Source organism: Myroides albus (assembly GCF_009711045.1).
GTDB lineage: Bacteria > Bacteroidota > Bacteroidia > Flavobacteriales > Flavobacteriaceae > Flavobacterium > Flavobacterium album_A.
This window is the reverse complement of record NZ_WMJX01000006.1, coordinates 83,670-108,260: the sequence shown is the minus strand read 5'-3', so window position 1 is coordinate 108,260 and position 24,591 is coordinate 83,670. Positions and strand designations below refer to the sequence as shown.

Here is a 24,591-nt window from a genome sequence, read left to right as displayed (position 1 = left end):
AAAGATTAGTACAGTGTGTACTAATCTTTTTATTTTTGTCCACCTAATATTTTGAATCATGATTAGTAATTTGAGTAGTGATTGGCAAGATAAACTACAGAGCGAGTTTAATCAACCCTATTTTTCAGTTTTGACAAAATTTGTAGAACATGAGTATAAAGAAAAAACTATCTTTCCACCACAAGACTTGATCTATAATGCTTTGAACTTGACGAGCTTTGAAGACGTAAAGGTTGTTATCTTGGGGCAAGATCCTTATCATGGGCTGTTTCAAGCCAATGGGTTGTCTTTTGCTGTGAATAAAGGGGTAAAAATTCCTCCAAGTCTGGTGAATATTTACAAAGAGTTACAAGATGATTTAGGTATTAATAACAAACAAAATGGAGATTTAACCCCTTGGGCAAAACAAGGAGTCTTGTTGCTTAATGCTACTTTGACCGTGGAGCAAAAAAAAGCAGGTTCTCATCAAAAGAAAGGCTGGGAGATCTTTACAGATGCGATCATAAAGCTTATTGCTGAGCAGCGCGAACACGTTGTTTTTATTTTATGGGGGAGTTATGCTCAGAAAAAGGGGAAGGCAATTGATCGAAATAAACATTTAGTGATCGAGACTGCTCACCCTTCACCATTATCAGTTTACCGAGGATTTTATGGAAGTAAGCCATTTTCTAAAACCAACGCTTACTTGAGTGCGAAAGGTTTAAAAGAGATTGATTGGCAAGTGTAAGTTATTCTCACAATGTCGATAAGATGAAATAGGGAATACTATACTGTATTGCTTAGAGAACTTAGGGTTAATTCCAATGAACTAAAAGAGCATAGGATAAAAAATAAAAACGGGGAACTTTTTAAAGTTCCCCGTTTTATATTATAGACCTGTTTTGTTTGCTTACAGGTTTCTTCTCTTCATTTCAGTTTTAATAAGGTCTAACTCTCTGTTAGTTTGACCAGCAACAGAAGTATTTTCTTCAGCTCTTCTGATTAAGTAAGGTATTACATCTCGAACAGGTCCAAATGGCAAATATTTAGCAACATTGTAATTAGCTTTTGCTAAGTTGAAGCTAATATTGTCGCTCATTCCGTATAATTGTCCAAAATACATTCTCTTATCACTGTGTGCTATATTATGTTGCTCCATTAATTGCATCATTAAGTAAGAGCTTTTCTCGTTGTGTGTTCCAGCGAATAAAGCCATGCAATCCATATTTTCAAGCATAAAAGTCACAGCAGCATCATAGTTGATGTCTGTAGCAGCTTTGTCAACGCAAATAGGTGATTTGTATCCTTTTTGTGCAGCACGCTCTCTTTCAATCTCCATATAAGCCCCTCTTACAACTTTCATCCCAATGTGGAAGCCTTCTGCTTTTGCGATTTGGTGCAAGTCTTTAAGGTATTGCAAACGATCCCAACGGTATAACTGTGCTGTATTATATATATATGCTTTTTCAGTATTGTACTTGCGCATCATGTCTAAAACAATCTCATCCGCAGCATCCTGCATCCAGCTGTGTTCTGCATCGATTAAAAGTAAAACTTTTCTCTCAGCTGCATATTGACATGCCACGTTAAAACGGTAAACAATGCGTTCCCATTCTTTTGCTTCTTCTGCTGTAAACTCTTTCTTTTCACCTTTTTTTACAAACATATCAAAACGACCAAAACCAGTTGGTTTGAATACGGCAAATGGAATAGAATCTGGCCTTTCTTGTGCAAATTGAATTGTCTTTAAAGTCATGTTTAAAGCCACGTCAAATTGTTCTTCTGTTTCTTTTCCTTCCACAGAGTAATCTAAAACGGAAGCCACTTTTCCTTGAGAATACATTCTGTCAACTACTGATAAACAATCATCTTCACTGATTCCTCCACAGAAGTGGTCGAAAACAGTTGAACGAATTAATCCTGTTACTGGTAGGTGTGTTTTAATAGCAAAATTTGCCAGAGCAGATCCCATTTTTACTAAAGTGGGTTTGCTGATCATATTAAAAAGAAAGTGCGCTCTTTTTAATTCTTTATTATTTTTAAGTGCAAAAGCAACTTCTGTATTGTTAAATAAATTTTCCATTATAAAAAGTAAATTCGTTAGGCAAATATAAATACTCTTTTAGTAATATTTTAATAGTTTTCAGTATTTATATTACTAATCATGTATTTACTTCAGGCTAATTTTAGTCTTGTCATTTATGTGCTACTCACTGATTGTTTAAACTATTTGAGTTTAAATACTTTAGTTTTTTCTATCGTGTTTTGGTTAGGGATGACTTTGACATTCTTGATCGAGATAAGAGCAGTTGTCGTTGAGAGTACTTAGTTGTTTACTATTATTAGTTAGAATAGAAATTTCCTCTTATAAAGTCCTTTTTGAACAGGTGTTTCTAATCTATATTTACCAAATCCGCAATGATTACAAAAAAGGAATAAATAAACACAAAATAGCACAATTAGATAGGTTGTTTATTGAGCGAGCTTCCCTTTAAAGCCTTATAAATAAAGGGGTGGCTATTTTTTGCTGCATATAATCAATGTCATTTGTTCGGATATTGCTCGGATCAAGTACGGTTTTTACTGGGTTTAGCGCCAATTATCGCAACTAACCCCGACTAAAGCCCGAACAAACTTGGAAGAATAGCTTTTTAAGTATCTGTAAATAGCGATTGGTTATCGTCAAGTAAACAGGTTTAATAGTTGTTTATATCGAGGAGCTTGACTTATTTACAAACTACTTTGGAAAAGGCGTATTTCTCAAAGTTGGTTTAAGCTTTGTTTTGTTTGAAAAGAGAAAGTGTAAAAATCGAGACGTTAGATGAATTAATGTTTAGGGATCTCTGATTGCATTAGATTTACGAAAGGGAATTCTTTTCTAATTTATCTAAAGATATATTTGGTCGAATATCTTTAAAAGCCAACTTTTTTTAACAATAAAAGATGTTTTGAAATTTGATTTGTGGTAAATCGTTAAAAAAGATTTTAAGCGGGCATATTTCAAATATTTATACTTTATTTTGTGTTGAATAAAAACAGTAGCATGGAAAACATAAAAACAGAACATTACGACATCTTATTTGGACAAGAAGCATATGGACAATTGGGGACATATCTAAATAACAATGGTTATAGCAAGCTTTTTATCTTGACAGATTCAAATTGTTACGAACATTGTTTGCCTTATTTCTTAAGTAATTTGCCAACCGAAGTGCCATTTGAAATCATCGAAGTTGAGCCAGGAGAAGAAAACAAGGTATTGGATACTTGTGCAGGTGTGATACAGACTATGTTAGAGTTAGCAGGAGATCGCAAGAGTATTTTAATTACTGTAGGAGGAGGTGTAATCACGGATATGGGCGGATTCATTGCATCTGTTTTTATGAGGGGGATTGATTTTATCAATATACCAACATCGTTGCTTGCTATGGTTGATGCTTCTGTAGGAGGAAAAACAGGAGTAGATCTAAATGGTATTAAAAACTGTATAGGTGTTTTTGCTATGCCTAAAATGCTAATTATCGATGTAAATTACTTAGAGACTTTAGAGGCGAGGCAAATTAAAGCAGGATATGCTGAAATGCTAAAACACGGCTTGATATTTGATGCTAATTATTACAATTATTTGAAGGATATAGCAAATGTTGATTTTGGTGATTTACAGGCACTTATTCATCATTCAGTTGTAATCAAAAATACGGTTGTGACACAAGATCCTAAAGAACAAGGGTTGAGAAAGATATTGAATTTTGGACATACGGTAGGTCATGCAGTGGAGAGTTATTTTTTGACTAATGAAAGTAAACAGACACTACTACACGGCGAAGCTGTAGCTTTGGGAATGGTTGTAGAGGCTTTTATTTCAAAAGAGTTAGCCCAATTATATGAACAAGACTACTTGAATATTAAACACGCGATTCAAAGCATCTATGGGGTGGTTGATTTGTCAGAAGACGACATCCTAAATTCGCTGGAATGGTTGAAGTTTGATAAAAAGAACTACAGTGGAAATATACGCTGTGTCTTATTAAATAAAATAGGGGAGTCTGTCTATGATATTGAGGTAAGTAAGGAGTTGATAATTAGTGGGTTAAATTCATATTTGAATTAAGATTCAAAAACAATCACTTTTTGCTTTTTCATTGCAATATTTTGTTACATTTGCGCTCGTGAAAATAGATGTTTTATATATTAGATTCTGTGTGTCTGCAAGGCACAAAGTAAGGCGTTTTGTCAAAAGGCAAAAGGCCAATTATGTATTTGGCATTATCAAGTATTCTAAGCAGGCACTTAATTCGTTTAGATTTAGAGATAAGTTGCCGATAGTATTTGCTAATATTAGAGTTTGAAAATCGATTAAGTTAGAAGCCAGATTTCGCTCAAAGTAATTAGTAATTATTATCTTTATATTTTAATGATTATAATTGCTGCGTGATCGGAGTTAATTGAGAAAGAATTTTTTTAACCTTTATTAAAAGAAAAGACATGAACACAAAATATGTTGACTTAATCAACCAAACTTTTTACTTTCCACAAGAAGAATTCAAATTAAACAAAGATAACCTTCAGTTTCACAATATTGATTTATTAGGACTCGTTGAAAAATACGGTACTCCATTGAAATTTACTTATTTACCTAAAATCTCTGAAAACATTAGCAATGTAAAGACGATCTTTAGAAAAGCAATGGAGAAGAATAAGTATAAAGCAAATTACTATTACTGTTATTGTACAAAGAGTTCTCACTTCTCTTATGTATTAAACGAAGCGTTTAAGAATGATATTCATGTAGAGACTTCTTCTGCTTTTGACGTTAATATTGTTGAAAACTTATTGGAAACAGGTAAGATTAACAAAGATACTTATGTGTTGTGTAATGGGTTTAAACGCGCGCAGTATATTGATAATATTGCCAATTTAATCAATAATAAACACGAGAATACTATTCCTATTATTGATAACTACGAAGAATTAGATCTATTACAAGAGCAAATCAATAAGAAGTTTAAGATTGGTATCCGTATCGCGTCTGAGGAGTCACCTAAGTTTGAGTTCTATACATCGCGTTTAGGGATTGGATATAAGAGTATCTTACCTTTTTACAGAAAGCAAATAGCTGAGAATCCAAATGTAGAGCTTAAAATGCTTCACTTCTTTATCAATACGGGTATTAGAGATACGGCGTACTATTGGAACGAATTAGTGAAATGTCTAAAAGTTTACATTACTTTAAAGAAAGAATGTCCTACATTAGATAGTTTGAATATCGGTGGAGGTTTTCCGATTAAAGATTCTTTGGCATTTGAGTTTGATTACCAATATATGGTAGATGAGATTATCAATCAAATTAAGATTGTGTGTGATGAAGCTGAAGTGCCTGTACCGAACATCTTTACAGAGTTTGGTTCATACACAGTAGGAGAAAGTGGAGGAGCAATCTATGAGATCTTATATCAAAAACAGCAAAATGACAGAGAGAAGTGGAATATGATTGATTCTTCATTCATTACTACTTTACCTGATTCATGGGCGATTAACAAGCGTTTTATCATGTTGCCAATCAACAGATGGAATGATACTTATGAGCGTATTTTGTTGGGTGGATTGACTTGTGATAGCGATGATTACTACAATTCTGAGCAAAACTTGAACGCTATTTACTTGCCTAAGTACAATAAAGAAAAACCATTGTATATTGGTTTCTTTAATACAGGAGCTTATCAAGATCAAATTGGAGGATTTGGTGGTATTCACCACTGTTTGATTCCACAACCAAAACACATCTTAATTGACAAAGATGAGAATGGAATTATCGCAACAGAATTGTTCTCAGAACAACAGACAGCAGAGCAAGTGTTGAATATCTTGGGGTATAACAAATAAGAATTAAAATAAATATTAATATATAAAAGTAATAATAAAATGAGTAAAGGACCAATTAGTCAGTTTATTGAGCATAACTACAGACACTTTAATGCAGCAGCTTTAGTAGATGCAGCAAAAGGGTATGAAGCACACTTAAACGCAGGAGGTAAAATGTTAATCTCTATGGGAGGTGCTATGAGTACTGCAGAGTTAGGGATTTCTTTAGCAGAAATGATTCGTCAAGATAAAGTACATATCATTTCTTGTACAGGAGCTAACTTAGAAGAGGACGTGATGAACTTGGTTGCTCACTCTCACTACAAAAGAGTTCCAAACTATAGAGATTTGACTCCAGAGCAAGAGAGAGAGTTATTAGATAACCACTATAACCGTGTGACAGACACATGTATTCCTGAAGAAGAGGCATTCCGTCGTTTACAAAAACACTTGGAAGACGTATGGCATGCAGCTGAAGCTGAAGGAAAACGCTATTTCCCACACGAATATTTATACCAATTAGTAAACTCTGGTGTATTAGAGCAATACTATGAGATCGATCCTAAACACTCTTGGATTATCGCTGCGGCTGAGAAAAATATTCCAATCGTATGTCCAGGATGGGAAGATTCAACTTGTGGTAACATCTTTACATCTAATGTAATCAAAGGAAAACTAAATGTACACACTGTAAAAACAGGTATTGAGTACATGATTTATTTAACAGAGTGGTATAGAGCTAACTCAGGAGGACACGGAGTAGGATTCTTCCAAATTGGAGGAGGTATCTCTGGAGATTTCCCTATCTGTGTGGTTCCGATGATGTATCAAGATTTAGAGTGGGAAGATGTACCTTTCTGGTCATACTTCTGCCAAATCTCAGATTCTACTACATCTTACGGATCGTATTCAGGAGCAGTTCCTAATGAGAAAATTACTTGGGGTAAATTGGATATCGACACGCCAAAATTCATTGTGGAGTCAGATGCTACAATCGTTGCGCCATTAATTTTCGCTTATATTCTTGGTAATTAATTTTTTAATTTTTAGCAGCTAAATAATGTGATTTTTTATTTGTATTTTACAATATACCTATTACATTTGAAACTGAAATAAAGCAAGAACAAAGAATGAAAAGAGTAATTGTTGATTACGCAAAGTTAACGAACGAAATCTTGACACTATTAGTGGAAAAGTTTCCTGACGGGTATGACGATTCAGATATTATTCGTTTTAAAAACGTTAAAAACGAAACTGTAGAAGCAGTTGAAGTAAGAACTGAGGATACTATTTACCTGGTAAAAGTAAGTACTAAGTTAGCAGATAGAATTGAGAATTTTGACGATGAAGAAGAAGATTATGTAGATCCTTCAGAAGACTCATTAGATGCATTGAAAGACTTGGAAATTGCCGACGACGAAGATTAACAAATAATCTATATAAAAGAGCCACTCAATTGAGTGGCTTTTTTATTTATTCTATTCTTATATTAAGACTATGAACTTCTATAATTTTCAATATATTTGCAAACGATTAAAAATTCACAATATATTTTAAAATATGAAAGCAGGTATAGTAGGATTGCCAAATGTAGGTAAATCAACATTATTTAATTGTTTATCTAATGCTAAGGCACAGAGTGCTAACTTCCCATTTTGTACAATAGAACCAAATATTGGGGTTGTGAATGTACCAGATCCAAGATTGTCTAAATTAGAAGAGTTAGTAGTACCAGAGCGTGTATTACCTGCTACTGTTGAAATCGTAGATATTGCTGGATTAGTAAAAGGAGCAAGTAAAGGAGAAGGTTTAGGAAACCAATTCTTAGGAAATATTAGAGAGTGTAATGCTATTATCCACGTATTGCGTTGTTTTGACAATGATAATATTATTCACGTAGATGGAAATGTTAACCCTATCAGAGATAAAGAGACTATCGATATCGAATTACAGTTAAAAGACCTTGAAACTGTAGAAAAGAGATTAGAGAAAGTAAAGAAAGCAGCTAAGACAGGAAATAAAGAAGCGCAAGTAGAGGCTGATTTATTAGAACGTATCAGAGTGACTTTATTAGAAGGTAAATCTGCACGTGTAGTGGAGGCTAAGAATCAAGATGAGGAAGAATTATTAGAAGATTTTCAATTAATTACGACTAAACCTGTGTTGTACGTATGTAACGTAGATGAGGGAGCGGCTGTGAATGGAAATGATTACGTGGCTAAAGTAAAAGAGCTTGTAAAAGATGAGAATGCTGAAGTAATCGTATTAGCAGTAGGTACGGAGGCTGATATCATGGAATTGGAGACTTTCGAAGAAAGACAAATGTTCTTAGAGGATTTAGGATTAGATGAGCCAGGAGTATCTAAATTGATCCGTTCGGCTTATAAGTTATTAAATCTTCAAACTTACTTTACAGCTGGTGTAAAAGAGGTTAGAGCTTGGACTATTAAAGTCGGAGATACTGCACCTAAAGCAGCTGGAGTAATCCACAGTGATTTTGAGAAAGGATTCATCCGTGCGGAAGTAATTGGTTATGATGATTATGTCGCTTTTGGTTCTGAGGCTAAAGTAAAAGAAGCAGGTAAGTTAAGAGTAGAAGGAAAAGAGTATATCGTAAAAGACGGAGATGTAATGCACTTCCGCTTTAACGTATAATTCTATACTGATAATATTTGATTAGCCCTCAATTGTTTAATTGAGGGCTTTTTGTTTTTATTAAATAGTTGTTAGTATTTTTAGCAATAAAAAGTGTTGCTTAAATTTAAATTAAACTATTTTTACATCATAAAAGGTTAAAAAAACAAAGTATTGTTTATTGCTCTTGAGTGATTTTGTTGAGAAAAAATAATGAAAAAAGAAGGACTATTTAAACGAGTGATTGAGCTGCTAAAGATCTCAGTATTTGATTTTTTAGATGATAATGCAATGAAGTTCAGTGCGGCTTTGTCGTATTATACTATTTTTGCTTTACCACCACTAATTATTCTTATCATTACAGCCAGTGGGCTTGTTTTTGAGCAAAAGGAGGTGGCGGATTTTTTCTATAGTCAACTAAACGATTTGGTTGGCGAGAATACTTCCATTGAAGTGCGTAAGGCGATGGAGAAGGTGACAGTGAGTCGATCTGGTACATTACCTACTATTATTGGCGTGGGAATGCTCTTGTTTAGTGCATCAGGAGTTTTTGCGGAGATTCAGAGTTCAATTAATTATATATGGGGATTGGCAGCAAAGCCCAATAAGAGTATTGTTCGCTTTGTCAAGAATAGATTGCTGTCCTTTGCAATGATTGCTTCAGTAGGTTTTTTACTGTTGGTCAGCTTGATGGTCAATTCTTTTGTCGGGATTTTATACGATTACATAGCTTCGTGGTTTGATGAAGGATTAGTGGATATTGTTTACTTTATTAATAATATCGTTATCTTTATCGTTATTACATTTTTATTTGCTTTAATATTTAAGACTTTGCCTAATGGTAAGATTGGTTGGAAAGAGACTTTTGTCGGTTCAGCTTTCACTGCAGTATTATTTATGATTGGGAAATTTGGGATAGGTTTCTATCTAAGTACCACCGCAACTTCTTCACTTTATGGCGCAGCAGGCTCTATCATAGTGATGTTAATTTGGGTATATTACTCTGCAATGATTTTATATTTTGGAGCAGAATTTACAAAGAATTATGCTTTAATTTTTGGGAATAAAATAGTCCCAGGAGAATATTCTATTGAAATAGATAAGAATGTAATGAAAAGAGAAAATAAAACTCAATAGTACAGAAAATACAGTAATTACAAGCTTTTATAAATTTTTATTTTAAGCTAAATAATAGTAATTTAGCGCAAATTCCTTACGTTTTTATGCAAGATCAAAGTCAGTATACAGAAGATAATATTCGTTCATTAGATTGGAGAGAACATATCCGTATGCGTCCGGGTATGTATATTGGAAAATTAGGAGATGGATCTTCTCCTGATGATGGTATATATATCCTTATCAAAGAAGTGATTGATAACAGTATTGATGAGTTTGTTATGGGTACTGGTAAGACTATCGAAGTTACCTTAAAAGACAAAACAGTTACTGTTCGCGATTACGGACGTGGTATTCCCTTGGGAAAAGTCGTAGAAGTAGTATCTAAGATGAATACAGGGGGGAAATATGACTCTCGTGCATTTAAGAAATCAGTAGGATTAAACGGGGTAGGTACTAAGGCAGTGAATGCCTTGTCTAACTACTTTAGAGTTGAATCTATTCGCGATGGCCAACAAAAAGGAGCTGAGTTTTCGGGTGGAAATTTAGTTGTGGAAGACGATATTCAAGAAACAACTAAACGCAAGGGAACCCGAGTTACTTTTATTGCAGACGAGACTATTTTCAAAAATTACAAGTACCGTACAGAGTACATCGAGAAAATGCTTAAAAACTATTGTTACCTGAATAAAGGTTTGACAATTATTTTTAACGGTGAAAAATTTTACTCTGAAAATGGATTAAAGGATTTGTTGGGAGAAAACATAGATGAAGAAGATCAAATCTATCCAATTATCCATTTGACGGGGGAAGATATAGAAGTTGCTATTACACATAGTAGAACGCAATATTCAGAAGAGTACTATTCGTTTGTCAATGGTCAGAACACTACACAAGGAGGAACGCATTTAGCTGCTTTTAGAGAAGCTTTGGTTCGTACGATAAAAGAGTTTTTCAACAAGAATTTTGAAGCTTCTGATGTAAGAAAGTCTATTGTTGGTGCAATTTCCGTGAAGGTAGAAGAACCTGTTTTTGAATCTCAAACTAAGACAAAGTTGGGTTCAACCGATATGGGGCCGAATTTGCCAACAGTGAGAACGTTTATCAATGACTTTGTCAAGACGCAATTAGATAACTTTTTACATAAGAATCCCAATGTAGCTGAGGCTCTTTTGAAAAAGATTCTCCAAGCAGAGAAAGAGAGAAAAGAACTCTCAGGCATTAGAAAGATTGCTAAAGAACGAGCTAAAAAAGCCAGTCTTCACAATAGAAAACTCAGGGACTGTAGAGTACATTTGACGGATATAAAGAACCCGCGTTACTTAGATAGTACACTCTTTATTACAGAGGGAGATTCTGCATCAGGGTCAATTACCAAATCACGTGATGTAAATACGCAAGCAGTGTTTAGTTTGAGAGGTAAACCTTTGAACTCATACGGAATGACAAAGAAAATCGTATACGAGAATGAAGAGTTTAATTTACTACAAGCTGCTTTAGATATAGAAGACGATTTTGAGAACTTGAGATATAATAATATCGTAATTGCTACCGATGCCGATGTGGATGGTATGCACATTAGATTGTTGTTAATTACTTTCTTTTTACAGTTTTTTCCAGAGTTGATTAAAGATGGACATTTATACATCTTACAAACACCTCTTTTTAGAGTTAGAAATAAGAAAGAAACAATCTATTGTTACAGTGAGGAGGAACGCATTAACGCTATTGAGAAGTTAAAACCAAAGCCAGAGATTACGCGATTTAAAGGGTTAGGGGAGATATCACCAGATGAGTTTAAATACTTTATCGGAGATGATATTAGATTAGACCCTGTAATGCTTGATAAAGCAATGTCTATTGAGAAAATGTTAGAGTTTTATATGGGTAAGAATACGCCAGATAGACAAGAATTTATTATCGATAATCTTAAAGTAGAACTTGACGTTGTAGAAGAAAAATAAAATGAGCCACGAAGAAAACTTTGATCCTGAATTAAATCATAATATAGAAAGCCAATCGAGTGAAGATGCTACGTCTTCACAAGAGGAAGTACAATCTGAGACTATTACCAAGGTAACAGGATTGTATAAAGAGTGGTTTTTAGATTATGCTTCTTATGTAATTTTAGAACGTGCTGTACCTGCAATTGAAGATGGTTTTAAGCCAGTTCAACGCCGTATTATGCATTCAATGAAAGAATTGGATGACGGGCGCTATAACAAGGTTGCCAATATTGTAGGTCATACGATGCAGTATCACCCTCATGGGGATGCCAGTATTGGAGATGCTATCGTACAGTTAGGTCAGAAAGAACTGCTGATCGATATGCAGGGAAACTGGGGGAATATCTTAACTGGAGATGGAGCAGCTGCTTCGAGGTATATTGAAGCTCGTCTGAGTAAATTTGCCTTAGATGTTCTTTATTCGCCAAAGATTACAACTTGGCAGGCTTCGTATGACGGTCGTCGCAATGAACCAGTTAATTTACCAGTGAAGTTTCCATTGTTGTTGGCTCAAGGAGGAGAGGGAATTGCAGTTGGATTATCAACTAAGATTTTACCTCACAACTTTATCGAGTTAATCACAGCTTCGATTAATATTTTAAAGGGTAAACCTTTTACTATATATCCAGACTTTCCTACTGCTGGTATTGCAGATGTATCCAACTACAACGATGGACAAAGAGGAGGGAGAGTTCGCGTACGCGCCAAAATATCACAGTTAGATAAGAATACGCTTGTCGTAACTCAAATTCCCTTTTCAACTACAACAACTTCTTTGATTGATAGTGTCTTAAAGGCAAATGAAAAAGGGAAAATAAAAATTAAGAAAATTGAAGATAATACAGCTGCGGAAGTAGAGATACTTATTCATTTACCAGCAGGTACTTCTCCAGATAAGACGATTGATGCACTTTATGCTTTTACGGCTTGTGAGACATCGATTGCTCCTTTGGGGTGTATTATTCAAGATAATAAGCCTTTGTTTACAGGTGTGAGTGATATGCTTGTCATGTCAACACATCAAACCGTTGATTTGCTTAAACGCGAATTAGAGATTGAATTAAGTGAATTAGAAGAAAAATGGCATTTCTTATCCTTAGAACGCATATTTATTGAAAATAGAATTTACCGTGCAATAGAGGAAGAAGAAACATGGGAGGGAGTGATTAGCGCAATCGACTTAGGTTTAAAACCGTTTGTTACTAATCTAAAACGCGATGTGACTACTGATGATATTGTTCGACTGACTGAGATAAAGATTAAGCGAATTTCGAGATTTGATATTGATAAAGCTAATCAGATCATCGAGTCTTTGGAAGATGATATCGAACAAGTAAAATACCACTTAGCGCATTTAATTGAGTTTGCTATTGACTATTTTACGCGATTAAAAGAAAAGTACGGAAAAGGCAAAGAGCGCTTAACGGAGCTAAAAAGCTTTGATACAATTGAAGCGACAAAAGTTGTGCTGCGCAATACGAAGCTTTATGTAAATAGAGAAGAAGGATTCTTTGGTACGAGTTTGCGCAAAGATGAATATGTATGTGACTGTTCAGATATTGATGATATTATCGTCTTTTTAAGAGATGGCTCAATGGTAGTCTCTAAAGTAGATGAGAAGAAGTTTGTGGGTAAAGATATTATTCATATTGCAGTATGGGATAAGAATGACAAACGCACAATCTATAATTTAATTTACAGAGATGGTAAGTCAGGTTCTTCTTTTGTAAAGAGATTTAACGTGACGGGTATTACTCGAGATAAGGTATATCCGTTGACACAAGACAAGCCAGGCTCTCAAATATTATATTTTTCTGCAAATCCAAATGGAGAGGCAGAAGTAGTCACAATCTTATTAAGACAATTGAGTAATGTTAAGAAACTCAAGTTTGATTTAGATTTTGCAGAGATGTTAATTAAAGGCCGAGCTGCCAAAGGAAACGTGGTAACTAAATACGCCATTAAAAAAATTGAACTCAAAGAAAAAGGAATTTCAACACTTCGCCCGCGCAAAATATGGTTTGATGAAACTGTTCACCGTTTAAATGTCGATGGTAGAGGAGAGCTTTTAGGTGAGTTTAAAGCTGAAGATAGGTTGTTAGTAATAACACAAAGTGGTAAAGTAAAAACTATCGTTCCTGATCTAAGTAAGCACTTCGAAGAAGATATGATTGTCTTAGAAAAATGGAAACCGACCAAGCCTATCTCTGCTATTTATTTTGAAGGAGAAAAAGAGCGTTACTATATTAAGCGCTTTTTAATTGAGAATGAGAACAAAGAAGAAACATTTATTTCAGATCACGCTAATTCAAGATTGGAATTGGTATCTACGGACTTTAGACCTGTGGTAGAGGTTGTCTTTAGCAAGGTGAAGGGAGTTCAAAAGGACAATCTGGAAGTAAATATAGAAGATTTTATTGCTGTAAAGGGTATTAAAGCACTTGGTAATCAGCTGACTGCAGACAAGATTAAACTTATCAATCTTCTCGAATCTCTACCTTATGAAGAGGAAGAGGAGGAGGAAGAGGAAGTAGTAGATTATTCATTTGATGAGGATCTACCTGATACTATCGTAGATGAGGATGGTCAAGGAACATTGTTATTCTAATTCTTAAAAGAGATCTAATTATGATTAAAAGAATACTATTAATCTCGTTTGCTTTAAGTAGCTATAGTATATATGCTCAAGAAGCTGATGATTTGCTGTTTAGTCAAGATAGGCAAAATCAAGGATTAGATCAAAGATGGGAATTAACCCCAGAGACAAGAGGAAGAACTTTTACGATTAGTCCCTATAAGCCAGTTTATATTTTGCCTTTTCGCTATGTGAATAAGCCTAATGAATTGCCTGCAAGTTTAAGTGAGCCAAATGTTTCTACCGAACACAAAGATTATGATAATTTAGAGATTAAATTTCAGATTAGCTTTAAGACTAAGGTGGTTCAAGGGTTGTTTTTCGGAAAAGGTGATCTATGGGTTGCTTTTACACAGACTGCCAATTGGCAGGCGTATAATGGCGATTTATCAAGACCCTTTAGAGAGTTAAATTATGAACCAGAGCTCTTGTTTAATTATCCTTTGAATTTAAGTTGGAATAGATTGAAATTTAAAATGATAGGATTTGGGTTTAATCATCAGTCTAATGGTCAGAGTCTACCAGAGTCCCGAAGTTGGAATCGCTTTACAATGCATTTGGGAATGGAATACGACCGATGGACTTTCTTTGTAAGACCATGGTTAAGGTTGAGAGAAAAGGCTAATGCAGATGATAACCCTCAGATTACAGAATATGTAGGAAAAGGTGAGTTTAATGCTGTGTATGCCAATTGGGGTCATGTATTTACCTTGAATTTCAGAACTAATTTTAGGTTTAATGAACACCATAAAGGCTATACGGAGTTTACCTGGTCATATCCGATAAAGAATCACTTAAAGGCATTTCTGGCAATTAGCAATGGCTACGGGGATTCTATGATTGATTACAATTGGAATCAAACCAATATAGGAATTGGAATTTCTTTAATGGAGTGGTTATAAAATATTTGTAAATAACAAAATGAAAAGAGGGAACCATTGGTTCCCTCTTTTTGAATAGCTAATGCTTTGAAATAAACATTTAGCAATAAACAAATGACAATTTTTATTCTCCTTTCTTTGCGTTCTCCTGATCTTGTTGTCTTGCCGCTTTCTTTAAAGAATACACAAGGTATACAGCAAAGATGATAAAGCTTAAATGCGAAAACCAGTTGATTTGAACTGACCATAAATTGGAAGCATCCAAGCTATAAATTCCATAAACAAAGACCAATAGGACTAAAAAGGTGATTATTTTTTCTATTTTCATTATCTGATACTTTAAAATACTATTATAAATATACTAAATTGTCATTGAAAACAACTGTCTATCTGGCTTATTCGCCTGTAACCTCAAATCGAAGGCCATACAGATGTTTCGAACAAAGGCTCTGCCTTTTCTTGTAATTTTAATAGTATTTCCTTTTACTTCTATGAGTTTATCACTTTCAAACTCTTTCATCTCACTAAGTGTCGTTGAAAAATCAACCTTGTCTAAATCTTCTGTAAGATCCGTTGAAAGTGAACACATCAAGTTTAATATATGTTTTCGTATAATTAAATCTTCTTCATTGAGAATATGACCTTTAACCACAGGTATTGTATTCTGATCTAAAAGCTGGTAATACTTCTCTATGTCCTTTTCATTCTGTGCAAATGCATACCAGCTATCACTAATAGATGATACACCTAAACCTACCATTAACATCGTTTTAGAAGAAGTATACCCCATAAAGTTTCTGTGGATATTGCCATTGTTTAAAGACTTGTAGAGAGAATCACTTTTAAGAGAAAAATGATCCATACCTATTTCTACATAATCGTTTTTTAGCAGTAATTCTTTCCCTTTTTCATATAAAAGGCGTTTTTCATCATCCTTAGGAACGTCAGAATCTTTGAATCCACGTTGACCACTTCCTTTTATCCAAGGTACATGTGCGTAGCTATAAAAGGCAAGACGATCAGGAGATAGCGATTTTGTCTTTTCGATTGTGTCGATGATGTGCTCTAACTTTTGGAATGGCAATCCATAAATTATATCATGTGATATAGAAGTATATCCTATTTCTTTGGCCCATACAGTAACTCTTGCTACATCGTGGAAGGATTGTATTCTATGTATTGCTTTTTGTACTTCAGGGTTGTAATCTTGCACGCCAAAACTAACTCTTCTAAAGCCCAAATTATAAAGGGTTTGAAGGTGACCTTTTGTTGTGTTATTAGGGTGTCCTTCAAAGCTAAACTCATGGTTATCCGCGATTTTGGCTTTAGAGGTAATCCCATTGATTAACATTGTTAAGTGTTCTGTAGAAAAAAACGTAGGAGTACCTCCTCCTAAGTGAATCTCTTTTATAATTGGCGTTTCGTCAAATTCATTACAATATAACTCCCATTCTTTCAACAAAGCCTGAATATAAGGTTGTTCAACCTCATGTCTTTTCGTAATTCTTTTGTGACAACCACAAAAAGTACAAAGGCTTTCGCAAAAAGGAAGATGTATATAGATACTTATTCCTTCATTTGCATTTGATTCCCTAAAAGCTTTTTTAAAAGAATCTATCCATAGATTTCTTTTAAAAGTCTCTTGATCCCAATAGGGAACAGTGGGATAACTGGTATATCTTGGACCGGGAACATTATATTTTTGTATAAGAGATATAGTCATTTTTAGTATATTTGAAACAAATGTAATTGAATAGCAAGCCTATTACAATGACATTTGTCATTTTTTTAAACCACTATTAACAAATGTATGATGATTAAAACACTTTTTTTAACGGTAATGCTGTCAAGTTTATCGTTATCTGCTAGTTATGCACAGGAGAATAATGATAAATTTTTATTGAATAAAGAATCTTTTGAAGTTATATCTAAAGATAATAAAAGCAATGTAATAGATGTGCGAACTGCGAAAGAATTTAGTGAGGGAAGTATAGGAGAGGCAAAAAACATTGACTTCTTAAAAGAAGATTTCATTGATCAAATGAAACAATTCGATAAACAAGAGCCTATTTACATTTTCTGTAAATCTGGAAAGCGAAGTGCAAAGGCAAAACAAGCATTGGTCAATGAAGGTTTTCTACAAGTGTATGAACTTGACGGAGGATATACTAAATGGATAGAAGAATAAGTTATATTAATCTCATAAAGTAAATAGTTTTATCAATATTTTAAGACTATATTTTGTAGTAGTCTTATTATAATTTCTATTTTTGAAAAAAATGAAAAGGTTATGGATACAGCTTCTTTTACAGGTTTTCTAAAAACATTATGTATAATAATCTTAGTTTATTATGCATTTAAATTCGCTATGCGATATTTGTTTCCGATGCTTGTCATTAAGGCGGCAAAGAAAGCAAGTGAGAATTTTCAACAACGACAACAAGATTTCTATCAACAAAATAATAGTTCAACTTCGTCTAATCAAACAACAAATAATGATGATACTGGAGGTAAGGTGCCTCGATCAACAAAAATTGTAGGCGAATACATTGAATTTGAAGAGATAGATAAAAAATAGAGGTTCTGATTATCAGAACCTTTTTTTGTGTCTAATTTTATAGGTGATTCTTCATTGCTCCATTTAATTTATTTAATTTAGCGAATCATAAAAAAATTAAACTCCTAATTAAAGATGGACACCATAAAGAAGATATTACCTCACTTGCTAATTGTTATTGGTTTTGTTTTTATTTCATTAGCTTATTTTTCTCCAGTATTATCCGGTAAGACTATTAGTCAATCTGATATTGTTCAATATACGGGTATGGCAAAAGAGCAGATTGAATTTCGCAAGAAAACTGGTGAAGAACCTTATTGGACAAATAGTGCATTTGGTGGAATGCCCACTTATCAATTAGGAGCTAAATATCCACATAATTATATTAAAAAGATTGATTCTGCACTGCGTAGTTTACCTCGTCCAGCAGATTATCTTTTCTTGTATTTCATTGGTTTTTATACTTTAATGATTTCCTTGGGGTTAAAGCCACTGCGCTCATTTATAGGTGCATTGGCTTTTGGTTTTTCAACATATTTAATCATTATTTTAGGAGTTGGGCACAATGCAAAGGCACATGCTATTGCTTATATGCCTATGGTGTTAGCAGGAGTAATGTTAGTATTCCGAAAGAAATGGGTAGTTGGATCCATATTGACTGTGTTTGCAGCTGCATTAGAAATTAATGCAAATCACTTTCAAATGACTTATTACTTATTGTTGTTATTGCTAATTGTTACAGCCTATTATACTGTTTTATACATCAAGGCAAAAGATTTTAAATCCCTGGGTATTGCCTATGGTATTTTTATAGTTACTGGTATATTGAGTATAGGAGCCAATGCTACCAATTTATTGGCAACTTCAGAATATACAAAGTTTAGTACAAGGGGTCAGAATGAACTTACTTTTAATCCAGATGGAAGTAAAATAGACACTTCACATTCATTGTCTTATGACTATATTACGGAATATAGTTATGGAAAGTTTGAAAGTTTGAATCTTATTGTGCCTCGTCTAACTGGCGGTGGAAATGCCGAAAAGTTAGATGAGAGTTCAAGTATGTTTAAGTTTGCAACTTCAATTGGTGCTAATCCAATAGAAGCTAAACAATTTTCAGAACAAGCACCAACTTATTGGGGAGATCAACCCATTGTCGCTGCCCCAGCATACATAGGAGCAGTAGTCTTTTTCTTATTTGTATTGGCGTTTTTCGTTGAAAAGAGAAAGATCAAGTATATTTTTATAGCTGGAGCTCTTGTATCTCTTCTACTATCTTGGGGAAAGAACTTTTCTTTACTAACGGATTTCTTTATTAATTATATTCCTTTGTACAACAAGTTTAGAGCTGTTTCCTCAATTCAAGTTATCTTGGAGCTATGTGTTCCTGCATTGGCAATGTTGGGGTTATACAGTTTTTCAAAGGTGACTAAAGAAGAACAATTAAAAGCAATTAAGTATACCACAGCTATTAGTGGAGGGGTGTTATTATTTTTATTTGCTATAAAGGGAACATTGAGTTTCTCAGGATTGAATGACGCTGCTTATAAGCAAATGTACGGTGAGTATGGCAATAGCTTTGTAAGGGCTTTAATAGAGGATAGAAAATCTATTTATACCAGTGATTTACTTAGAAGCTTGTTTTTTGTACTTGTAACTGCTGTAGTTTTATTTGTTGTTAATAAAGGAAAGTTAGCAGCGAACTACGCTTTGATAATCATTGGTTTTTTAATTACTGTTGACCTTGTAGTAGTAGATAGAAAATATGTAAATGACTCGAAATTTGTAGCAAAAAGACAAATGGAAGAACCTTTTATGCCAACAGAAGCAGATAAGGCTATTTTGTCAGATCCAGCACATTTTAGAGTTTTTGAAGTTCAGGGTGGCTTTAGTAGTGCAAGATCTTCGTACTTTCACAATTCTCTTGGAGGTTATCACGCTGCAAAACCGATGAGAATGCAGCAATTAATGGATTATCAGATTAGTAAAAGTAATATGGAGATACTCAATATGTTGAATGTTAAGTATATCATCCAGAAAGATCAAGATAATAACGATATACCTTTAGTTAATCAAGAAGTTAATGGAAATGCTTGGTTTGTATCTACTATTGATAAAGTAAAGACTGCAGATGAGGAAATGAAGGCACTTTCAGGCTTTAAATCTAAAACCAATGCTATTTTAAATTCAACGGCATTTGATCAAGTTTCCATAAAAGATAATTATACAGTTGATTCACTTAGTCAAATTAACTTAGTGAGTTACGCAGCAAATAAAATAGTTTATCAGAGTAATAATTCACACGATGGTTTTGCTGTTTTCTCTGAAATATACTATCCAAAAGGATGGGTTGTTAAAATAGATGGAAAAGAAGTAAATAACTTAGTGGGAGTAAATTATGTTTTAAGAGGATTAGAAATTCCAAAAGGGAAACATGAGATAGAATTTACATTTGAACCTGAAGTAATTAAAAAAGGGAGTAAAATTTCGTTAATTAGCTTTATTGTCATAATTTTATTAACAATTGGATTAATTGCTTATCAACAGAAAAGAAGAGATTAAAAAGATGAAGGAAAGAGTTTTAATTATAAGTTATTATTGGCCACCTGCAGGGGGACCAGGGGTTCAAAGATGGCTTAAATTTGTAAAATATTTGCCTGACTTTAATATAGAACCAATAGTGTATATTCCGGATAATCCGACTTATCCTATTATTGATTCAGAAATAAGTAAAGAGGTTAAGGAGGAGGTTACCATCCTTAGAAATAGTATAAAAGAGCCTTATCGATTTGCTGATTTATTTGGTAGTAAGAAAGCAAAAGCAATGAGTGCTGGAATGATTTCAAATCACCGTAATCAAACTAAATTAGAGAAAATACTACTTTGGATTAGAGGTAATATGTTTATTCCTGATTCAAGAGTAGGGTGGGTTACACCTTCAATTAAATATTTGAAAGAGTATTTAAAGAATAATCCCGATATAACTAAAGTGATTACAACAGGGCCACCTCATAGTATGCACTTGATTGGCAAGGGGCTAAAGAAAGATTTGAATATTAAGTGGATTGCTGATTTTAGAGATCCTTGGACTACTATTGGATATCACAAAGAATTAAAGCTGTCAAAGCGCTCGAAGGCTGCTCATGAACAATTAGAGATTGAGGTTTTAAATACAGCTGATCACATCATAGTAACCAGCAAAGGTACTCGAAAGGAGTTTGAAACCAAGACTAATAAACCTATTTCTATCATCACTAATGGGTATGATATAACTGATGTGCCAAAGGTTGCCTTGGATGAAAAGTTTACCATCGCACACATCGGCTCATTTCTATCAGATAGAAATCCAAGAGTATTTTGGAAAGCTTTAAGTGAACTTAGAAAAGAGAATAAAGCCTTTAAAGATGCTTTTGAATTAAAATTAGTTGGTCGAGTAAGTGATGATATTTTAGAAACGATCAAAGAGTTTAAACTGGATTCATGTACAAATAATCAAGGATATATAAATCATAAAGATTCATTACTTCAGATGAGATCATCTCAAGTTTTATTACTTGTTGAGATTGATTCAGATGATACTAAGTCTATTATTCCAGGAAAACTTTTTGAATATATGGCTTCTGAGCGTCCAATATTGGCTATTGGTCCAGAAGAATCAGATTTCTTTGAAATTATACAACAGACCAATACAGGTAAGATTGCACTCTATAGTGAGAAAGATAAAATTAGAGATATAATCTTAGCGTACTTCGATTTATATCAACAGAATAAACTACAAGTATACGCTATGGGCTTGCAATATTTTAGCAGAAAGCGTTTGACTGAAAGGTTAGCTGCAATTATAGATAAGTTATAAAAAAAGAGGGGATTGAAAAATCCCCTCTTTTTTTATCTTTATGCTTTAAGCTTTTCAGCAAGGTATTTACCTGTTATAGATTCCTTATTTTTGGCAATATCTTCGGGAGCTCCAAAAGCAACTAAATTACCGCCATTATCACCGCCTTCAGGTCCTATATCGATAATGTAATCAGCACATTTAATCATATCCAGATTGTGTTCAATCACAATGATAGAGTGTCCTTTATCTATTAGAGCATTAAATGAATTTAATAGTTTTCTAATGTCGTGAAAATGAAGTCCTGTTGTCGGTTCATCAAATACAAATAACATTTTTTCTCGTGTAGTACCAGCTAAGAGGAAAGAAGCTAATTTGATTCGCTGTGCTTCACCCCCAGATAGGGTTGACGAAGATTGACCAAGTTGAACATAGCCCAATCCTACATCTTGTAAAGTCTTTAGTTTAGTCGTAATCTTGCTTTGCTTGTGCAAGTCGAAGAAGGCAACTGCATCGTCAATTGTCATCGTTAATATATCGTCTATATTTTTGCCTTCAAAGTTTACTTCTAAGATTTCCTTTTTGAAACGCTTGCCATGACATGTTTCACAATCTAAGTGAACATCAGCCATGAATTGCATTTCAACTGTAACAGTTCCTTCTCCTTTACAAGTTTCACAGCGACCACCGTCAACATTAAAAGAAAAATGCTTAGGTTGATAACCTCTTAATTTAGATAATTGTTGTTTTGAAAACAAATCTCGTATATCGTCATAGGCCTTGATATAGGTAACAGGATTAGATCGAGAACTTCTACCAATAGGATTTTGGTCGACATATTCAACTGCTTTTATATTTGAAAAATCTCCTTTTAACTCAGTAAATTGTCCAGGTTTATCACTCATTCCAGTCAGCTTTTTCTGAAGGGCAGGGAATAAGATTTTCTTAACTAAAGTTGATTTACCTGAGCCAGAAACTCCTGTGATTATAGTCAAACACTCTAATGGAAAAGTAACATCAATATTCTTTAAGTTATTTTCTCTTGCTCCAACAACTTCGATGAAATACTTATACTTTTTCCTTTTTAGAGGTATAGGAATAGATAACCTTCCACTTAAGTACTTTGCAGTTAAGGAATCCTCAGAACTTAAGAGGGAATTATAATCACCTTGAGCAACAAGTTGCCCTCCGTGTGTACCAGCTTCGGGGCCAATATCTATAATTTCATCTGAAGCTTTCATTATATCTTCATCGTGTTCAACAACAATTACAGTATTTCCCAGTTTTTTTAAGTTTTCTAAAACGTCGATAAGTTTTTCTGTATCCTTTGGATGCAAGCCAATACTTGGCTCATCTAAAATGTACATTGAACCAACAAGACTACTTCCCAGTGAAGTGGCCAAATTAATTCTCTGTGATTCTCCACCTGATAAAGAAGCTGAGTTTCTATTTAGGGTTAGATATTCTAATCCTACATTACTTAAAAACCCAAGTCTATTATTTATTTCCAATAGTAAACGACTGGCAACTTGAGCATCATAAGCATTTAATTCTAATTGTTTAAAGAAAGGTATTAATTGCTTTATAGGCAGATCTACTAATTCTGATATGGTCTTTTGCCCAACTTTAACGTAATTAGCTTCTTTTCTAAGCCTTTTGCCTTTACAGTGAGGACATTTTGTTTTCCCTCTATAACGTGATAATAGTACTCTATTTTGAATCTTATAATTCTTTTCTTCTAATTCAGTAAAGAAATCGTTTAATCCAGTAAAAAATTCATTCCCATTCCAAATTAACTGTTTTTGTTCTTCACTCAATTCAAAATAAGGTTTGTGTATAGGAAAGTCAAACTTATAAGCGTTGTTCACTAATTGATCTTTGTACCAGCCCATCGATTCCCCTCTCCAAGGAAATATAGCATTCTCATAAACTGACAAAACAGTGTTCGGCACAACTAATTCCTCATCTATTCCAATAATATTGCCATATCCATCACAAGAAGGACAAGCACCATAAGGGTTATTGAAACTAAATAAGTGAATATTAGGTTCTAAGAAAGTGATGCCATCTAATTCAAATCGATTAGAAAAGTGTTGTGTTTTCTGATTTGACAAATCTTGTAAAAAACATTCGCCTTTTCCTTCAAAAAAAGCAGATTCTACAGAATCACCTAATCGATTAAAAAACTCTTCATCTTCTTTAACTACAAGACGGTCAACAATTAAAAAGACTTTTTCAATAGCTGTTTGATCAATATTCTCTGCTGAATTATCTTGAAGAAACTGATCTAATCTATTCATTTTATTATCAACTAAAATACGGGCGTATCCCTGTTGTAATAAAATATTTAGATGCTCACTTAAAAGCCTATCGTTCTCAAGCTTAATAGGAGCTAATAACAATAGCTTAGCTTCTAATTCAAATGTTTTGATATAGTCTAATACATCTGTAACTGTATCTTTTTTTACAAGTTGATTTGAGATAGGAGAGTAGGTCTTACCAACGCGAGCATAGAGCAATTTCATGTAATCATAAATCTCTGTGGATGTTCCTACAGTGGACCTTGCATTAGTGGTATTCACTTTCTGTTCAATTGCAATAGCAGGTGCAATCCCCTTGATATACTCAACTTTAGGTTTATCTATACGGCCAAGAAATTGTCTTGCATAAGAAGAAAGACTTTCAACGTAACGTCGCTGTCCTTCAGCATATAAAGTATCAAAAGCTAAACTCGATTTTCCAGAACCAGATAATCCTGTTATAACAACAAATTTGTTTCTTGGGATAACAACATCAATATTCTTTAAATTGTGAAGTTGTGCTCCTTTTATGATTATATTTTTTTTAGGATCTACTAATGAAAGATCTTTTTGTATATTCTTCATTATACTTTTGAAAGTTAGAAATACAAAGATAAATGATTCTTTACACTATTTAAAGTAGAGTAGAAGAAGAAATTTAGCAAATAATAGTACTTTTATATAGGTATAGTTTCTACAAGATTAAAATTTAAACTATTTTTATTTTTTTTAACAAAATTTTTCTATATTTGCTTTGAAATCATAAACAATCAGTGCCTATTAAAC

17 protein-coding genes and 1 pseudogene are annotated in these 24,591 nt (G+C 33.6%); 14 read left to right on the top strand and 4 right to left on the bottom strand.

What is annotated here, in order from left to right; all coding sequences use genetic code 11:
• The first annotated feature begins 58 nt into the window (after positions 1-58).
• Positions 59-727 carry a uracil-DNA glycosylase gene (gene ung, locus GJV76_RS04820; RefSeq protein WP_155091509.1) on the top strand — a complete coding sequence of 223 codons (669 nt, stop codon included), beginning with the start codon at positions 59-61 and terminating at the stop codon, positions 725-727.
• A gap of 162 nt (positions 728-889) precedes the next feature.
• Here the strand turns inward: ung and GJV76_RS04815 are convergent, their stop codons facing one another.
• Positions 890-2,062, bottom strand: a complete 1,173-nt coding sequence (locus GJV76_RS04815; RefSeq protein WP_155091508.1) for a proline dehydrogenase family protein — start codon at positions 2,060-2,062, stop codon at positions 890-892.
• A gap of 960 nt (positions 2,063-3,022) precedes the next feature.
• On the opposite strand from GJV76_RS04815, the gene aroB reads away from it, so the two are divergent.
• The 9 genes and pseudogenes from aroB (at position 3,023) to GJV76_RS04770 (ending at position 15,134) form a co-directional block, all read left to right on the top strand.
• Entirely contained in the window at positions 3,023-4,090 is a 1,068-nt protein-coding gene (gene aroB, locus GJV76_RS04810; protein WP_155091507.1) for a 3-dehydroquinate synthase, read from the top strand.
• Between the two features lie 374 nt (positions 4,091-4,464).
• Entirely contained in the window at positions 4,465-5,862 is a 1,398-nt protein-coding gene (locus tag GJV76_RS04805) for a type III PLP-dependent enzyme domain-containing protein (RefSeq protein ID WP_155091506.1), read from the top strand.
• Between the two features lie 39 nt (positions 5,863-5,901).
• Entirely contained in the window at positions 5,902-6,876 is a 975-nt protein-coding gene (locus GJV76_RS04800) for a deoxyhypusine synthase family protein (RefSeq protein WP_155091505.1), read from the top strand.
• A 95-nt stretch (positions 6,877-6,971) separates the two neighbouring features.
• Positions 6,972-7,265 (top strand): annotated as a pseudogene (locus GJV76_RS04795) (hypothetical protein); the annotation flags it as partial.
• Between the two features lie 136 nt (positions 7,266-7,401).
• On the top strand, positions 7,402-8,496 hold the full coding sequence (gene ychF / locus GJV76_RS04790) for a redox-regulated ATPase YchF (protein WP_155091503.1): 1,095 nt from the start codon (positions 7,402-7,404) through the stop codon (positions 8,494-8,496).
• A gap of 192 nt (positions 8,497-8,688) precedes the next feature.
• Positions 8,689-9,612 (top strand): YihY/virulence factor BrkB family protein, encoded by a 924-nt coding sequence (locus GJV76_RS04785; RefSeq protein WP_155091502.1) that lies wholly within the window; start codon positions 8,689-8,691, stop codon positions 9,610-9,612.
• 86 nt (positions 9,613-9,698) lie between these two features.
• Positions 9,699-11,555 carry a DNA topoisomerase IV subunit B gene (locus GJV76_RS04780; RefSeq protein ID WP_155091501.1) on the top strand — a complete coding sequence of 619 codons (1,857 nt, stop codon included), beginning with the start codon at positions 9,699-9,701 and terminating at the stop codon, positions 11,553-11,555.
• A 1-nt stretch (position 11,556) separates the two neighbouring features.
• Positions 11,557-14,205 (top strand): DNA gyrase/topoisomerase IV subunit A, encoded by a 2,649-nt coding sequence (locus GJV76_RS04775; protein ID WP_155091500.1) that lies wholly within the window; start codon positions 11,557-11,559, stop codon positions 14,203-14,205.
• A 20-nt stretch (positions 14,206-14,225) separates the two neighbouring features.
• Positions 14,226-15,134: a phospholipase A gene (locus GJV76_RS04770; RefSeq protein ID WP_155091499.1), complete on the top strand. Its 909-nt coding sequence runs from the start codon at positions 14,226-14,228 to the stop codon at positions 15,132-15,134.
• Positions 15,135-15,237: 103 nt separating this feature from the next.
• On the opposite strand, the gene GJV76_RS04765 is transcribed toward GJV76_RS04770, so the two are convergent.
• Together GJV76_RS04765 and hemN are read right to left on the bottom strand one after the other, a co-directional pair.
• Positions 15,238-15,441: a hypothetical protein gene (locus GJV76_RS04765; protein WP_155091498.1), complete on the bottom strand. Its 204-nt coding sequence runs from the start codon at positions 15,439-15,441 to the stop codon at positions 15,238-15,240.
• A 33-nt stretch (positions 15,442-15,474) separates the two neighbouring features.
• Positions 15,475-16,836, bottom strand: a complete 1,362-nt coding sequence (hemN, locus tag GJV76_RS04760; protein WP_155091497.1) for an oxygen-independent coproporphyrinogen III oxidase — start codon at positions 16,834-16,836, stop codon at positions 15,475-15,477.
• 87 nt (positions 16,837-16,923) lie between these two features.
• Between hemN and GJV76_RS04755 the strand changes: the two genes are divergently transcribed.
• From GJV76_RS04755 to GJV76_RS04740, 4 genes are all read left to right on the top strand, one after another.
• Complete coding sequence (locus GJV76_RS04755; RefSeq protein ID WP_155091496.1) at positions 16,924-17,301, top strand: rhodanese-like domain-containing protein; 378 nt, start codon at positions 16,924-16,926, stop codon at positions 17,299-17,301.
• Between the two features lie 102 nt (positions 17,302-17,403).
• On the top strand, positions 17,404-17,691 hold the full coding sequence (locus tag GJV76_RS04750; RefSeq protein ID WP_155091495.1) for a DUF4834 family protein: 288 nt from the start codon (positions 17,404-17,406) through the stop codon (positions 17,689-17,691).
• Between the two features lie 114 nt (positions 17,692-17,805).
• Positions 17,806-20,232 (top strand): YfhO family protein, encoded by a 2,427-nt coding sequence (locus GJV76_RS04745; RefSeq protein ID WP_155091494.1) that lies wholly within the window; start codon positions 17,806-17,808, stop codon positions 20,230-20,232.
• Positions 20,228-21,526 carry a glycosyltransferase family 4 protein gene (locus GJV76_RS04740; RefSeq protein WP_258204736.1) on the top strand — a complete coding sequence of 433 codons (1,299 nt, stop codon included), beginning with the start codon at positions 20,228-20,230 and terminating at the stop codon, positions 21,524-21,526. Before GJV76_RS04745 ends, GJV76_RS04740 begins: the two co-directional genes overlap by 5 nt.
• Before the next feature lie 38 nt (positions 21,527-21,564).
• Here the strand turns inward: GJV76_RS04740 and uvrA are convergent, their stop codons facing one another.
• On the bottom strand, positions 21,565-24,390 hold the full coding sequence (uvrA, locus tag GJV76_RS04735) for an excinuclease ABC subunit UvrA (protein WP_155091492.1): 2,826 nt from the start codon (positions 24,388-24,390) through the stop codon (positions 21,565-21,567).
• Between the last annotated feature and the right edge of the window lie 201 nt (positions 24,391-24,591).